The organism is Pseudomonas sp. TYF_14 (assembly GCF_043105275.1).
Taxonomy (GTDB): Bacteria; Pseudomonadota; Gammaproteobacteria; order Pseudomonadales; family Pseudomonadaceae; genus Aquipseudomonas; species Aquipseudomonas alloputida.
Map to the genome: position 1 here is coordinate 121,485 of NZ_JBICLK010000016.1, position 13,624 is coordinate 135,108.

14 protein-coding genes are annotated in these 13,624 nt (G+C 59.2%); 2 read left to right on the plus strand and 12 right to left on the minus strand.

The annotated features are described in order from the left end of the window. Positions 1-48: 48 nt before the first annotated feature. Positions 49-810 carry an SDR family NAD(P)-dependent oxidoreductase gene (locus tag ACF8O8_RS04955; protein ID WP_019750297.1) on the minus strand — a complete coding sequence of 254 codons (762 nt, stop codon included), beginning with the start codon at positions 808-810 and terminating at the stop codon, positions 49-51. A gap of 21 nt (positions 811-831) precedes the next feature. Beyond that, positions 832-1,617: a TSUP family transporter gene (locus ACF8O8_RS04960; RefSeq protein WP_350298347.1), complete on the minus strand. Its 786-nt coding sequence runs from the start codon at positions 1,615-1,617 to the stop codon at positions 832-834. 200 nt (positions 1,618-1,817) lie between these two features. On the opposite strand from ACF8O8_RS04960, the gene ACF8O8_RS04965 reads away from it, so the two are divergent. Then, positions 1,818-3,200: a PLP-dependent aminotransferase family protein gene (locus ACF8O8_RS04965; protein ID WP_020192246.1), complete on the plus strand. Its 1,383-nt coding sequence runs from the start codon at positions 1,818-1,820 to the stop codon at positions 3,198-3,200. Between the two features lie 90 nt (positions 3,201-3,290). Here ACF8O8_RS04965 and ACF8O8_RS04970 read toward each other — a convergent pair whose 3' ends face one another. Both ACF8O8_RS04970 and ACF8O8_RS04975 read right to left on the minus strand, forming a co-directional pair. After that, a complete protein-coding gene (locus tag ACF8O8_RS04970) occupies positions 3,291-3,836 on the minus strand; it encodes a single-stranded DNA-binding protein (protein ID WP_003255446.1) in 546 nt (181 codons plus the stop codon). A gap of 9 nt (positions 3,837-3,845) precedes the next feature. Further along, positions 3,846-5,240 carry an MFS transporter gene (locus ACF8O8_RS04975; RefSeq protein WP_104960690.1) on the minus strand — a complete coding sequence of 465 codons (1,395 nt, stop codon included), beginning with the start codon at positions 5,238-5,240 and terminating at the stop codon, positions 3,846-3,848. A gap of 129 nt (positions 5,241-5,369) precedes the next feature. On the opposite strand from ACF8O8_RS04975, the gene uvrA reads away from it, so the two are divergent. Further along, entirely contained in the window at positions 5,370-8,204 is a 2,835-nt protein-coding gene (uvrA, locus tag ACF8O8_RS04980; RefSeq protein ID WP_010951778.1) for an excinuclease ABC subunit UvrA, read from the plus strand. A gap of 72 nt (positions 8,205-8,276) precedes the next feature. Here the strand turns inward: uvrA and bfr are convergent, their stop codons facing one another. The 8 genes from bfr to rpmJ all read right to left on the minus strand — a co-directional run bounded on the left by bfr (position 8,277) and on the right by rpmJ (position 13,618). Next, positions 8,277-8,741 carry a bacterioferritin gene (gene bfr / locus ACF8O8_RS04985; RefSeq protein WP_003255449.1) on the minus strand — a complete coding sequence of 155 codons (465 nt, stop codon included), beginning with the start codon at positions 8,739-8,741 and terminating at the stop codon, positions 8,277-8,279. Positions 8,742-8,904: 163 nt separating this feature from the next. Beyond that, a complete protein-coding gene (locus ACF8O8_RS04990; RefSeq protein WP_350298348.1) occupies positions 8,905-10,344 on the minus strand; it encodes a catalase in 1,440 nt (479 codons plus the stop codon). A gap of 172 nt (positions 10,345-10,516) precedes the next feature. Then, positions 10,517-10,903: a 50S ribosomal protein L17 gene (gene rplQ, locus ACF8O8_RS04995; protein ID WP_003255451.1), complete on the minus strand. Its 387-nt coding sequence runs from the start codon at positions 10,901-10,903 to the stop codon at positions 10,517-10,519. Positions 10,904-10,945: 42 nt separating this feature from the next. Then, positions 10,946-11,947, minus strand: coding sequence for a DNA-directed RNA polymerase subunit alpha (locus ACF8O8_RS05000; RefSeq protein ID WP_003255452.1), 1,002 nt, complete (start codon positions 11,945-11,947; stop codon positions 10,946-10,948). Between the two features lie 22 nt (positions 11,948-11,969). Continuing rightward, a complete protein-coding gene (gene rpsD / locus ACF8O8_RS05005) occupies positions 11,970-12,590 on the minus strand; it encodes a 30S ribosomal protein S4 (protein ID WP_003255453.1) in 621 nt (206 codons plus the stop codon). A 15-nt stretch (positions 12,591-12,605) separates the two neighbouring features. Next, complete coding sequence (gene rpsK / locus ACF8O8_RS05010; RefSeq protein ID WP_003255454.1) at positions 12,606-12,995, minus strand: 30S ribosomal protein S11; 390 nt, start codon at positions 12,993-12,995, stop codon at positions 12,606-12,608. An 18-nt stretch (positions 12,996-13,013) separates the two neighbouring features. Further along, positions 13,014-13,370, minus strand: coding sequence for a 30S ribosomal protein S13 (gene rpsM, locus ACF8O8_RS05015; RefSeq protein ID WP_003255457.1), 357 nt, complete (start codon positions 13,368-13,370; stop codon positions 13,014-13,016). Positions 13,371-13,501: 131 nt separating this feature from the next. Further along, the gene (gene rpmJ / locus ACF8O8_RS05020; protein WP_002555468.1) at positions 13,502-13,618 is read right to left on the minus strand and encodes a 50S ribosomal protein L36; all 117 of its coding nucleotides are present in this window, start codon (positions 13,616-13,618) and stop codon (positions 13,502-13,504) included. Between the last annotated feature and the right edge of the window lie 6 nt (positions 13,619-13,624).

The window sequence follows — 13,624 nt, forward strand, 5'->3', positions numbered from 1 at the left end:
TCAAGAATCCAGAAGGTGCGATGACCTGGGTCAGTGGTGCGGCCCCGATCAGGCACGTGGCAGGTTGCGCACCACATTCAGCGCCGCACTGCTCTGCGCCACAGGCATGATCTCGATGGTATTGATATTCACGTGCGCCGGCTGCTCGGCAACCCAGGCTACCGTTGCTGCGATGTCCTCCGGCAGAAGGGCCTCTACATCCCGATACAAGGCCTGCACGGCGTCCATGTCGCCATTGAGGCGCACCACCGAGAAGTCAGTGCCTGAGCACAGCCCCGGCTCGATATTGCTCACCCGCACGCGGGTGCCAGCCAGGTCGGCACGTAGGTTGAGGCTGAACTGGCGGACGAACGCCTTGCTGGCGCCATACACGTTACCGCCCGGGTAGGGGTAAGTGCCGGCGATCGAGCCGATGTTGATGATCATGCCGCTATCGGCTTCCACCATTTGCGGCAGGATCTTGTGGGTGACCATGGCCAGGCCGGTGATGTTGGTGTCGATCATCTGCTGCCAGTTTGCGGCACTGCTGGTTTGGGCACGGTCCACGCCCAGCGCCAGCCCCGCGTTATTGACCAGCAGATCGATCTGCAGCGACGCCTCACGCATCTGCTCGACCGCCTTCTCAAGCGATACGGGGTCAGTGACATCCAGCGCCAGCGGAATGAAATTGACGCCCAGTTCGGCCTCAAGTGCTTTCAGTTTGTCCATGCGCCTGGCGCCACCGATCACCCGGTAGCCTTTGCCGATCAGGGTGCAGCAGATGGCGCGGCCAAAGCCTGAGGAAGCACCGGTTACAAATGCGGTTTTCATTGGTTATCTCCTATCAATGGGTCAGGTCAGGTACTTCACGCCCAGGCTGATGAACAGACAGAGCATCGAGAACACCAACGCCTTGCGCACCACGTCGTTGCCTTTACGCAAGGCCAGGGAACTGCCCAGGTGGTTACCGAGGATGTTGCAGGCCACAAGTGGCAATGCCAGCAGGTAGACGACCTTGCCTGCGCTGACGAACGCCACCAAAGCACCGATGTTGGAAGCGAAGTTGAAGGTTTTGGAGTTGGCCGAACTGGAGACCAGGTCCATGCGCAGCAGGTAATGGAAAGCGATGATGAACATGCTGCCGGTACCGGGGCCGAAGAAGCCGTCATAGAAGCCAATGGCCAGGCAGGTCAGCGGGACCACGGTGAACAGCATGCGCGATGACAGTTCGCGCTCCTCGACCGGGCGGTCCTTGGGGGTAAGGAAAATAAGAATACCGAGCGGGATCAGTGCCAGGATGATCTTGCCCACAGTTTCCTGCGAGATCGACACGATCAGGTGAGCCCCCAGGTAGGCGCCTAGCAGCGAAAACGGCACCCCAACCAACGCTACCTGCCAGACCATCTTGCTGTTGGCCAGGAAGTTGCGGATAGCCGCCAGCGTGCCGAGGGTACTGACCAGTTTTTCCTGGCCCAGTGCCACCTGGGGCGGCATGCCCACCAGCAGAAAACCCGGCACCAGAAACAAACCTCCACCACCGGCAATGCTGTCGACGAAGCCCGCAACGAAGGCGATCGCGCCAAGTATGAGGACTGCCAGCAACCAGTGCTCCGCCCAGTAAGAACCCAACATTTCCATAGCGATGTCCATCCAGTGGAGCGTTATGCCAGGCGCAGCCCGAGTGCGGCCGGCCTGATCGGTGCGATGATTGTAATTTCAAAAATTGAATCGATTCAATCTAAAATAAATTCAACTCAATTTAACCAATTACCATCATTACCTGCATCCGAGCTTTCATGCTAGGCTTTCGCGCTCTTGCAGAACCTGGTGCCATCTCCATGTGGGTCCCCCAATACAGCCATCAAACACAGCCGGTTTACCTGATGATCGCTGATGCCCTTGAACAGGACATCGAAAGTGGTCGGCTTGCAGAAGGCGATCGCTTACCCACGCTCAAGGACCTGGCCGAGGCGCTGAATGTAACCCCCGGCACGGTTGGCAGGGCCTACGACGAAGCAGCCAAGCGTGGTCTGGTGGCTGGCGAGGTAGGCCGAGGTACATTTGTCAGGCAGCTGCGGCAGCCATTACCCGCCCCGTCGGTGCCCACACCCGTTGCCGGCGAGAGTAGCCAGATCGACCTCTCGATCATCAAGCCCAACGACGCTCACATGAGCGAGTGGCTAGGCACGGCTATCAGCGAACTGGCCGCCTCATCGGACTTGGGGCAGGTACTCGACTATGTGACAGAGGGTGGTCACACGTCCCACAAACAAGCCGGTGCGACCTGGATACAGCGCTGGCTGCCTGATGCTCGCTGGCAGCAGGTAGTACTGACCGCTGGCGCCCAACATGGGCTGCTGGTGGCCATCAGCAGCCTGTCGAAGAGTGACGATGTGGTGCTGTGCGAGTCGCTCTGCTACCCGGGCATCATATCCCTGGCCCACAGCCTGGGCCGGCGCCTGCGCGGCGTCGCCATGGACGAACACGGGCTCATCCCGGAGGCATTGCGCGCGGCCTGCCTGGAACACCGCCCTTCCCTGCTGGTGTGCGTCACCACGCACCAGAACCCGACCAACTCGATCATGCCCCCAGCAAGGCGCCAGGCTATCGCCGAGATCGCCCGTGAGTTCGACCTGTTCATCGTGGATGACGATATCTACGGTTTTCTCGAGCCCAGCCCGGACTACAAGCCGCTTGCAGCGTATGCGCCTGAACGCTCGGTATACCTCACCAGCCTGTCCAAAAGCGTGCTGCCGGCGCTGCGCATCGGCTACCTGTACGCCCCGCCGCAAACCCTGTCGCGGTTATCATCGATGGTACGCAGCAGCGTGTGGATGCCATCGCCTCTGATGGCGCAATTGGCCAGTAACCTGATCAACAGCGGCAAGGCCGACCAGTTGGTGCGTATGCAGCAGCAGGAGGCGGCCGCGCGCCAGCACATGGCCCGGGAGATTCTTGGCCAATACAAGATCCGCAGTCAGCCCCACAGCTTCCATATCTGGCTGGAGCTGCCAGAACCGTGGACCAGCGACGAGTTTGCCAACCTGGCGCGTGACAACGGCGTAACGGTGGTCAGCGGCAGCCAGTTCCTGCCTGAACGCAGCCACGCCACCAGCGGTGTGCGCATCGCCCTGATGGCACCCAGCCGCCAAGAACTGGGCTTTGCCCTGACCAAGCTGGCAAGCCTGCTGGATTCGCCGGAGCCCCGGTTGTTCTACTGAAAGCGATGCCTGATACGCGGTGCTGCCCATAAAAAAACCCAGGGCAACTGCCCTGGGTTTCTGGTCTTGCTGAACGCCCTACCGCTCTGATCAGAACGGAATATCGTCATCGAAGCTGTCGAAGTCAGCCGCCGGCTGCGGCGCAGGCTGTTGCGGCGCTGGGCGCTGAGGGGCCTGTTGCGGGCGCTGGGCCTGCTGGCGTGGCGGTGCCTGGTTGTACTGTTGCTGCTGGCCACCACCATAATTGCCGCCACCTTGGTTGTACGGGTCGCCGCCCTGCTGCTGGCCCTGCGGACGACCGCCGAGCAGCTGCATGGTGCCGTTGATATCGACGATGATCTCGGTGGTGTAGCGCTTGATGCCGTCTTTTTCCCACTCGCGGGTCTGCAGCTTGCCTTCGATGTAGCACTGCGAACCCTTGCGCAGGTATTCGCCAGCGATTTCGGCAACCTTGCCGAACAGCGACACACGGTGCCACTCGGTACGCTCGACCTTCTGGCCCGACTGCTTGTCAGTCCACTGCTCGCTGGTGGCCAGGCTCAGGTTGGTCACGGCGTTACCGTTGGGCAGGTAGCGGACTTCGGGATCCTGGCCACAGGTACCGACCAGAATGACTTTGTTAACCCCACGGGCCATAACGTTCTCCTAGGCTTCGCACGCCGAAGAGGCTGGATTCACCAGTCGCTCGAGGGTCGCACGGTCCAAAATTTTCGTATCCAGTTTGATATAGATGGCGGCTTCTTCTTCCACCACCACAGCGTCGGTCACACCCGGCACGGCCATCAGGCGCTCGGTCAGGCCGGCTTCCCGGACCGCCTCAGGCGTCAAGGGCATGCGCAGGCTGGTCACATATGGCGGCTCGTTCATGCGCAAGGCGACGATCAGCCAGATAGCACACAGCACCGCGCTACCGAGGAACACCGTGTTCAGCCCGCCGTGCTGGAACAGCCAGCCGCCAAGAATCCCGCCTAACGCTGCACCGAGGAACTGGCTGGTGGAATACACCCCCATTGCCGTCCCCTTGCCACCGGCAGGCGACACCTTGCTCACCAGAGAAGGCAGCGAAGCCTCCAGCAGGTTGAATGCGGTAAAGAATACCACGGTGCCAATCACCAGTCCGCGCAAACCGTCAGCCCACTCCCAGAAGTATATCTCCGTCAGCAGCAGGACACTGACCGCGCCGGCCAACACACGTTTCATCTTGCGCTTTTTTTCGCCATAGATGATGAACGGGACCATTGCAAAAAATGAGATGAACAGCGCGGTCAGGTACACCCACCAATGCTGCTCCTTGGGCAGGCCGCCACGCTCGACGAACGCCAGCGGCAGCGCAACGAAGCTGGCCATGAGGACGGCGTGCAGGATGAAAATGCTGACGTCCAGGCGCAGAAGGTCCGGATGGCGCAGGGTCGGGCCGATGGCCTGGCGCGCCACACCCGACTCGCGGTGCTGCAAAATGCTGTGGGTGCTGGGCACGACAAACGCGATCAACAGCATGCCGACCAGGGCAAGCCCAGCCGTGACCAGGAACAAACCTGACAAACCAAAGGCACTTGTCAGCAATGGACCGACGACCATGGCGACAGCAAACGACAGGCCGATGCTCATGCCGATCATGGCCATGGCCTTGGTCCGGTGTTGTTCGCGGGTGAGGTCCGACAGCAGTGCCATGACCGCAGCAGAAATTGCCCCCGCGCCCTGCAGGATGCGCCCGGCAATCACGCCCCAGATAGAGTCGGCCTGGGCCGCCAGTACACTGCCCAGGGCGAAGATCACCAGCCCTAGATAAATCACCGGCCGGCGACCGATGCGGTCGGAAATCATCCCGAACGGGATCTGCAATACCGCCTGGGTCAGGCCATAGGCACCAATGGCCAGGCCGATCAGGGCAGGCGTGGCGCCAGCCAGGTCCATGCCGTAGGTGGCCAGTACCGGCAAGACCATGAACATGCCCAGCATACGAAAGGCAAAGACCAAGGCAAGGCCGCCAGCGGCGCGGGTTTCGCCGCCACTCATGCGCTCGTTGTGGGTGTCGTGCATGGATTAACCTCGTGTGAACCGGCGGCGATTCTATCAGTCCGACAGCTTGACGGCATCTACGCGACGCTTTGCCGCGTCATACTGGCGCGCCGTATACTTCCTTGTTTATGCCCGCCAAGCGAGGCCGCAGTGGACAAGATCCTGATTCGTGGGGCACGTACCCACAACCTGAAGAACATCGACCTGACCCTGCCCCGGGACAAGTTGATCGTGATCACCGGCCTGTCCGGTTCCGGCAAGTCGTCCCTGGCGTTCGATACCTTGTACGCCGAAGGCCAGCGCCGCTATGTGGAATCGCTGTCGGCCTACGCCCGGCAGTTCCTGTCGATGATGGAAAAGCCCGACGTCGACACCATCGAAGGCCTGTCGCCGGCGATTTCGATCGAGCAGAAGTCGACCTCGCACAACCCGCGCTCCACGGTCGGCACCATCACCGAAATCTACGACTATCTGCGCCTGCTGTACGCCCGCGTCGGTACTCCACGCTGCCCGGACCACGATATCCCGCTGGAGGCGCAAACGATCAGCCAGATGGTCGACCTGGTGCTGGAGCGCCCGGAAGGCAGCAAGCTGATGCTGCTCGCGCCAGTGGTGCGCGAGCGCAAGGGCGAGCACCTGGCGGTGTTTGACGAGCTTCGCGCCCAGGGCTTCGTGCGGGCCAGGGTCAACGGCAAGCTCTACGAACTCGATGAGTTGCCCAAGCTGGACAAACAGAAGAAGCACAGCATCGATGTGGTGGTGGACCGCTTCAAAGTCCGCGCCGACCTGCAACAACGCTTGGCCGAATCGTTCGAGACCGCGTTGAAGCTGGCCGACGGTATTGCCCTGGTGGCACCGATGGACGACGAACAAGGCGAAGAGACGATCTTCTCCGCGCGCTTCGCCTGTCCGGTGTGCGGCCACGCGATCAGCGAGCTGGAACCGAAGCTGTTTTCCTTCAACAACCCGGCTGGCGCCTGCCCGACCTGCGACGGCCTGGGGGTCAAGCAGTTCTTCGACACCAAACGCCTGGTCAACACCGAACTGACCTTGGCCGAAGGCGCGATCCGCGGCTGGGACCGGCGTAACGTGTACTACTTCCAGATGCTCGGTTCGTTGGCTGCGCACTACGGCTTCAGCCTGGAGGAGCCTTTCGGCGAGCTGTCAGCCGAACACCAGAAAGTGATCCTGCAGGGCAGCGGCAAGCAGAGTGTCGATTTCAAGTACCTCAACGACCGAGGCGACATCGTCAAGCGATCGCACCCGTTCGAAGGCATTGTGCCGAACCTTGAGCGCCGCTACCGCGAAACCGAATCGGCCACCGTGCGTGAAGAACTGGCCAAATTCCTTGGCACGCAACCGTGCCCGGATTGCCGGGGTACGCGCCTGCGCCGCGAGGCGCGCCATGTGTGGGTGGGCGAGAAAACCCTGCCGGCGGTAACCAATTTGCCGATCGGTGAAGCCAGCAACTACTTTGGTCAACTGACCCTTACTGGCCGGCGTGGCGAAATCGCGGCAAAAATCCTCAAGGAAATCTGCGAACGACTTCAGTTCCTGGTCAATGTCGGTCTCGACTACCTGACCCTGGATCGTAGCGCCGACACCCTGTCCGGCGGTGAAGCGCAACGTATCCGACTCGCCAGCCAGATCGGCGCTGGTCTGGTGGGGGTGATGTACATCCTCGATGAACCGTCCATCGGCCTTCATCAACGCGACAACGACCGCCTGTTGGCCACCCTCAACCATTTGCGCGACCTGGGCAACACGGTGATCGTGGTGGAACACGACGAGGACGCCATTCGGCTGGCCGACTACGTGGTCGATATCGGCCCGGGCGCCGGTGTTCACGGTGGGCAGATTGTCGCCGAGGGCTCGCCCCAGGAGGTCATGGACCATCCCGATTCGCTGACTGGCAAGTACCTGTCCGGGCGCAAGAAGATCGTCGTGCCGGCCAAGCGCACGCCGCGCAACAAGAAGCTGCAGCTCAAGCTCAAGGGCGCACGTGGCAACAACCTGCAGAACGTCGACCTGGAAGTACCGATCGGCCTGCTGACCTGCGTGACTGGTGTATCCGGCTCGGGTAAATCGACGCTGATCAACAATACCCTTTACCCCTTGGCCGCCACCGCCCTCAATGGCGCAAGCAGCCTGGAAGCCGCACCGCACAGCAGCATGGACGGCCTGCAGCACCTGGACAAGGTGGTGGATATCGACCAGAGCCCGATCGGCCGCACACCACGCTCCAACCCGGCCACCTACACCGGCATCTTCACGCCGATCCGCGAGCTGTTCTCCGGTGTCCCGGAGTCACGCTCGCGTGGTTATGGCCCGGGGCGTTTCTCGTTCAACGTCAAGGGTGGCCGTTGCGAGGCCTGCCAGGGCGATGGCCTGATCAAGGTGGAAATGCACTTCCTACCGGACATCTACGTGCCGTGTGACGTGTGCAAGAGCAAGCGCTACAACCGCGAAACCCTGGAGATCAAGTACAAGGGCAAGAACATCCACGAGGTGCTGGAAATGACCATCGAGGATGCCCGCGAGTTCTTCGATGCGGTGCCGGCGCTGGCGCGCAAGCTGCAAACATTGATGGATGTGGGCCTGTCGTACATCAAACTGGGGCAATCAGCGACCACGTTGTCCGGCGGTGAGGCGCAGCGGGTAAAGCTGTCGCGCGAACTGTCCAAGCGCGATACCGGCAAGACCTTGTACATCCTCGACGAACCTACCACCGGCCTGCACTTTGCCGATATCCAGCAACTGCTGGACGTATTGCATCGCCTGCGCGACCACGGCAATACCGTGGTGGTGATCGAGCATAACCTGGATGTGATCAAGACTGCCGACTGGCTGGTTGACCTGGGGCCTGAGGGCGGTTCCAAGGGTGGGCAGATCATTGCCTGCGGTACACCAGAAGAGCTGAGCGAGATGAAGCAGTCATATACCGGCCATTACCTGAAACCATTGCTGGAGCGGGATAGGGCCTGAGTATTGCCGGCGCAATGAAAAAGCCCCTGGTACCGATGGTGCCAGGGGCTTTTACTTGAGTCTGTGGATAACTTACATCTGCGACTGCAGGTAGTTTTCCAGCCCGATGGCCTTGATCAGGCCCTGCTGCTTCTCAAGCCAGTAGGTGTGATCTTCTTCGGTGTCGGCCAGCTGCGCACGCAGGATGTCACGACTGACGTAGTCCTTGTGCAGTTCGCACAGCTCGATGCCTTTGCAAAGCGCACCGCGCACCTTGTATTCGAGCTTGAGGTCTGCCTCGATCATTTCCGGCACGGTGCTACCAACCTCCAGGTCATCCGCACGCATGTCAGGGGTGCCTTCGAGCATGAGGATACGACGCATCAGGGCATCGGCGTGCTGCGTCTCTTCCTCCATCTCGTGGTTGATGCGCTCGTAGAGCTTGGACAGGCCCCAGTCTTCGTACATGCGCGAATGAATGAAGTACTGGTCGCGTGCCGCCAGTTCGCCCTTCAGCAGCGTGACGAGATAGTTGATTACATCCGGGTGGCCTTGCATCGCCCTGATTCTCCATGTGAAAACGTCTATGCCACATAGTGTGAACCAGCTTTTGTCTATGGTCACTGAAAAACGCGCAATCAGACGCAAAAAATCGGTTAAACAGTAGTGATATTCATTGAAAAACCGCCCAAATGAGGGCGGTTCTTCTTATCACTTCGACTTAGGCGAGATTGATGCCCAAAGCCTTTGCAATCCCTTCGCCGTAAGCCGGATCCGCCTTGAAGAAGTACTGTAGCTGACGCTGAATGACATCTTCGCTGACGCCCGCCATGGTACCGGCGATGTTAATGATCAGCAGGGCCTTCTGCTCATCGTTCATCAAACGGAACAAAGCGCCGGCATGGCTGAAGTAGTCGGTATCCTCGCGGTGATCGTAGCGATCAGCCGAACCATTCATGGCCAATGCTGGCTCAGCATGACGTGGCGACTGTTTCGGGGCATCGCTGTAGCTGTTTGGCTCGTAGTTCGGTGCACTACCGTAACTGCCGGTGGCCATCGAGCCATCACGCTGGTAGCTGTTCACCGGGCAGCGTGGCGCGTTGACTGGCAATTGCTGGTGGTTGGTCCCCACGCGATAGCGGTGCGCGTCGGCGTAGGCGAATACACGGCCTTGCAGCATGCGGTCCGGCGAAAGACCGACGCCGGGCACCATATTGCTCGGCCCGAACGCGGCCTGCTCGACCTCCGCAAAATAGTTGAGCGGGTTACGGTTGAGCTCCAGCACACCCACCTCGATGAGTGGATAATCCTTCTGCGACCAGGTCTTGGTCACGTCGAATGGGTTCTCGTCGCGGCTGGCAGCCTCGGCTTCGCTCATCACCTGAATGCAGACAGTCCAGCGCGGGTAGTCGCCACGCTCGATGGCCTCGAAGAGGTCGCGCTGAGCGTAGTCCGGGTCGGTACCTGCCAGGCGTGCAGCGTCTGCCGGGGTGAGGTTCTTGATGCCTTGCTGGGTCTTGAAGTGCCACTTGACCCAAGTGCGCTCACCCTTTGCATTGATCAGGCTGTAGGTGTGGCTGCCAAAGCCATGCATGTGACGGTAGCCGTCCGGAATGCCACGATCGGAAAACAGGATGGTGACCTGATGCAGCGCTTCTGGAGAGTGCGACCAGAAGTCCCACATCATCTGAGCATTCTTCAGGTTGGACTGCGGGTGGCGCTTCTGGGTGTGGATAAAGTCCGGGAACTTAAGTGGGTCGCGAATGAAGAATACTGGAGTGTTGTTACCGACAATGTCCCAGTTGCCTTCCTCGGTGTAGAACTTCACCGCGAAGCCGCGCGGGTCACGCTCGGTATCAGCCGAACCGCGCTCACCACCAACGGTGGAGAAGCGTAAGAAAGTCTCGGTTTGTTTACCGACCTCTTCGAACAGCTTGGCGCTGGTATAGCCGGTGATATCGTGAGTAACGGTAAAGGTACCGTAGGCGCCCGACCCTTTGGCATGGACGCGGCGCTCAGGAATGTTCTCGCGGTTGAAATGGGCGAGCTTCTCGATCAGGTGGAAGTCGTCGAGCAGCAGCGGACCGCGCGGGCCGGCGGAGCGGGAGTTCTGGTTGTCGGCTACAGGTGCACCGCTAGCGGTGGTGAGAATCTTGCTCATGGGCTCTCCATTTCGGTCTTCAAGGGCCGGCTAATCGGCTGTAGAGAGAGTATTGACGAGCAAGATTACAGGGACAAATTCATTACATGACTTACATCAATAGAAATAAACAATAGATGTATAAACAAAAAACCGGGCACTAGGCCCGGTTTTCTGTAGCAGACAGAACGTCTTACTCAGCAGCTTCTACAGCACCGCCGACCGGACGATCAACCAGCTCGACATACGCCATAGGCGCGTTGTCGCCAGCGCGGAAACCGCACTTCAGGATGCGCAGGTAGCCGCCCTGACGGGTGGCGTAACGCTTGCCCAGGTCGTTGAACAGTTTGCCAACAGCGGACTTCGAACGGGTACGGTCGAAGGCCAGACGACGGTTAGCAACGCTGTCTTCCTTGGCCAGGGTGATCAGCGGCTCGGCAACGCGGCGCAGTTCCTTGGCTTTCGGCAGGGTGGTTTTGATCAGCTCGTGCTCGATCAGCGACACTGCCATGTTCTGGAACATAGCCTTGCGGTGAGAGCTGGTACGGCTCAGGTGACGTCCACTTTTACGATGACGCATGATTCATTCCTTACCAAACACTACGTTCGGTGATTACGACGATCAGGCGGTCGCCTTGTCGTCTTTCTTAAGACTTGCAGGCGGCCAGTTGTCGAGGCGCATGCCGAGAGACAGACCACGAGAGGCCAGAACGTCCTTGATTTCAGTCAGGGACTTCTTACCCAGGTTAGGAGTCTTCAACAGCTCTACTTCGGTACGCTGAATCAGGTCGCCGATGTAGTAGATGTTCTCCGCCTTGAGGCAGTTGGCCGAACGTACAGTCAGTTCCAGGTCGTCAACCGGACGCAGCAGGATCGGATCGATCTCGTCTTCCTGCTCGACTACGACAGGCTCGCTGTCACCTTTGAGGTCGACGAACGCGGCCAACTGCTGTTGCAGAATGGTCGCAGCGCGGCGGATAGCCTCTTCAGGATCCAGGGTGCCGTTGGTTTCCAGATCAATGACCAGTTTGTCCAGGTTGGTACGCTGTTCAACACGGGCGTTCTCGACCACATAGGCGATACGACGCACCGGGCTGAAGGAGGCGTCCAACTGCAGACGGCCAATGCTACGGCTTTCGTCTTCGTCGGTTTGACGGGAGTCGGCCGGCTCGTAACCACGACCACGAGCTACAGTGAGCTTCATGTTCAGAGCGCCGTTCGACGCCAGGTTCGCGATTACGTGATCGGGGTTGACGATCTCGACATCGTGATCCAGCTGAATATCGGCAGCGGTAACCACCCCCGAACCCTTTTTCGACAAGGTCAGCGTAACTTCGTCACGACCATGCAGTTTGATAGCGAGACCTTTCAGGTTCAACAGGATTTCAATTACGTCTTCCTGAACACCTTCGATCGCGGAGTACTCATGGAGTACGCCATCGATCTCGGCCTCGACTACTGCACAGCCAGGCATGGAGGACAACAGGATGCGGCGCAGCGCGTTGCCCAGGGTATGGCCGAAACCACGCTCGAGAGGCTCGAGCGTAATTTTGGCGCGGGTCGGACTGACTACCTGCACATCAATGTGGCGGGGAGTCAGGAACTCATTTACCGAAATCTGCATGGATGCACCTATTTTCTAGCCCTTACTTGGAGTAGAGCTCGACAATCAGGTTTTCGTTGATGTCGGCAGACAGGTCGCTGCGAGCAGGAACGTTCTTGAAAACGCCCGACTTTTTAGCAGCATCCACGTCAACCCACTCAACGCGGCCACGCTGGGCGCACAGTTCAAGGGCTTGAACAATGCGCAACTGGCCCAGCGATTTCTCGCGGACTGCGACCACGTCACCCGGACGAACTTGGTAGGATGGAATGTTTACAGTCTTACCGTTGACGCTGATCGCTTTGTGCGAAACCAGCTGACGGGACTCGGAACGAGTCGAGCCGAAGCCCATACGGTAAACGACGTTATCCAGACGGCACTCGAGCAGTTGCAGCAGGTTCTCACCGGTTGCGCCTTTTTTCGAGGCAGCAGCTTGGTAGTAACCGCGGAACTGACGCTCCAGAACACCGTAGATACGACGGACTTTTTGTTTCTCACGCAGCTGGGTGCCGTAGTCGGACTGACGGCCACGGCGCTGGCCGTGGATACCTGGGGCTGCTTCGATATTGCACTTCGATTCCAGAGCGCGAACGCCGCTCTTCAGGAAAAGATCAGTGCCTTCACGACGAGACAGTTTGCATTTTGGACCAATGTAACGTGCCATTCTTCTGTCTCCTGATTACACGCGACGCTTCTTCGGCGGACGGCACCCGTTGTGCGGGATTGGCGTCACGTCGGTGATGCTGGCGATCTTGTAGCCGCAGCTGTTCAATGCACGAACGGCGGACTCACGACCTGGACCTGGACCCTTGACGTTAACGTCGAGGTTCTTCAGACCGTATTCCAGCGCAGCTTGACCAGCACGCTCAGCAGCGATCTGAGCTGCGAACGGGGTGGATTTGCGCGAACCACGGAAACCCGAACCACCGGAGGTCGCCCAGGACAAAGCATTGCCCTGACGGTCGGTGATGGTCACGATGGTGTTGTTGAAAGAAGCATGGATGTGGGCGATGCCATCAACCACTGTCTTTTTGACTTTCTTACGAGGACGAGCAGCAGGTTTTGCCATGTCTATATTCCTGGGCGATTACTTGCGGATCGGCTTACGCGGGCCCTTACGGGTGCGTGCGTTGGTCTTGGTGCGCTGACCGCGAACCGGCAGACCTTTACGATGACGCAGGCCGCGGTAGCAACCCAGGTCCATCAAGCGCTTGATCTTCATGTTGATGTCACGACGCAGGTCACCTTCGGTGGTGAACTTCGCGACTTCGCCACGCAGGGTTTCGATTTGCTCGTCGCTCAGATCCTTGATCTTAGCGGCTGGGTTTACACCAGCGTCTGCACAAATCTTCTGTGCAGTTGTGCGACCGACACCATAGATGTAGGTCAGCGAGATAACAGTATGCTTGTTATCTGGAATGTTGACGCCTGCAATACGGGCCATTCAGTGGGACTCCAATTGACAGCTACCTACGCCCCGGAAGCCAAGAAATAGGGCGCGAGATAATATCGCTGTAGAAACGAATAATCAACCCAGCAGCACACTAGCTGCTGGGTTTGAAGCGCAGATCACAATCAGCCTTGGCGCTGTTTGTGACGCGGTTCCGCGCTGCAGATCACTCGTACGACGCCTTCGCGACGGATGATCTTGCAGTTACGGCACAGCTTTTTCACCGATGCACGAACTTTCATTACCGA

What these genes read in the sequence shown, in the direction of transcription:
- ACF8O8_RS04955 (WP_019750297.1), bottom strand. Translation starts at nt 810, where the DNA reads ATGAAAACCGCATTTGTAACCGGTGCTTCCTCAGGCTTTGGCCGCGCC.
- ACF8O8_RS04960 (WP_350298347.1), bottom strand. Translation starts at nt 1,617, where the DNA reads ATGGAAATGTTGGGTTCTTACTGGGCGGAGCACTGGTTGCTGGCAGTC.
- ACF8O8_RS04965 (WP_020192246.1), top strand. Translation starts at nt 1,818, where the DNA reads ATGTGGGTCCCCCAATACAGCCATCAAACACAGCCGGTTTACCTGATG.
- ACF8O8_RS04970 (WP_003255446.1), bottom strand. Translation starts at nt 3,836, where the DNA reads ATGGCCCGTGGGGTTAACAAAGTCATTCTGGTCGGTACCTGTGGCCAG.
- ACF8O8_RS04975 (WP_104960690.1), bottom strand. Translation starts at nt 5,240, where the DNA reads ATGCACGACACCCACAACGAGCGCATGAGTGGCGGCGAAACCCGCGCC.
- bfr (WP_003255449.1), bottom strand. Translation starts at nt 8,741, where the DNA reads ATGCAAGGCCACCCGGATGTAATCAACTATCTCGTCACGCTGCTGAAG.
- ACF8O8_RS04990 (WP_350298348.1), bottom strand. Translation starts at nt 10,344, where the DNA reads ATGAGCAAGATTCTCACCACCGCTAGCGGTGCACCTGTAGCCGACAAC.
- rplQ (WP_003255451.1), bottom strand. Translation starts at nt 10,903, where the DNA reads ATGCGTCATCGTAAAAGTGGACGTCACCTGAGCCGTACCAGCTCTCAC.
- ACF8O8_RS05000 (WP_003255452.1), bottom strand. Translation starts at nt 11,947, where the DNA reads ATGCAGATTTCGGTAAATGAGTTCCTGACTCCCCGCCACATTGATGTG.
- rpsD (WP_003255453.1), bottom strand. Translation starts at nt 12,590, where the DNA reads ATGGCACGTTACATTGGTCCAAAATGCAAACTGTCTCGTCGTGAAGGC.
- rpsK (WP_003255454.1), bottom strand. Translation starts at nt 12,995, where the DNA reads ATGGCAAAACCTGCTGCTCGTCCTCGTAAGAAAGTCAAAAAGACAGTG.
- rpsM (WP_003255457.1), bottom strand. Translation starts at nt 13,370, where the DNA reads ATGGCCCGTATTGCAGGCGTCAACATTCCAGATAACAAGCATACTGTT.
- rpmJ (WP_002555468.1), bottom strand. Translation starts at nt 13,618, where the DNA reads ATGAAAGTTCGTGCATCGGTGAAAAAGCTGTGCCGTAACTGCAAGATC.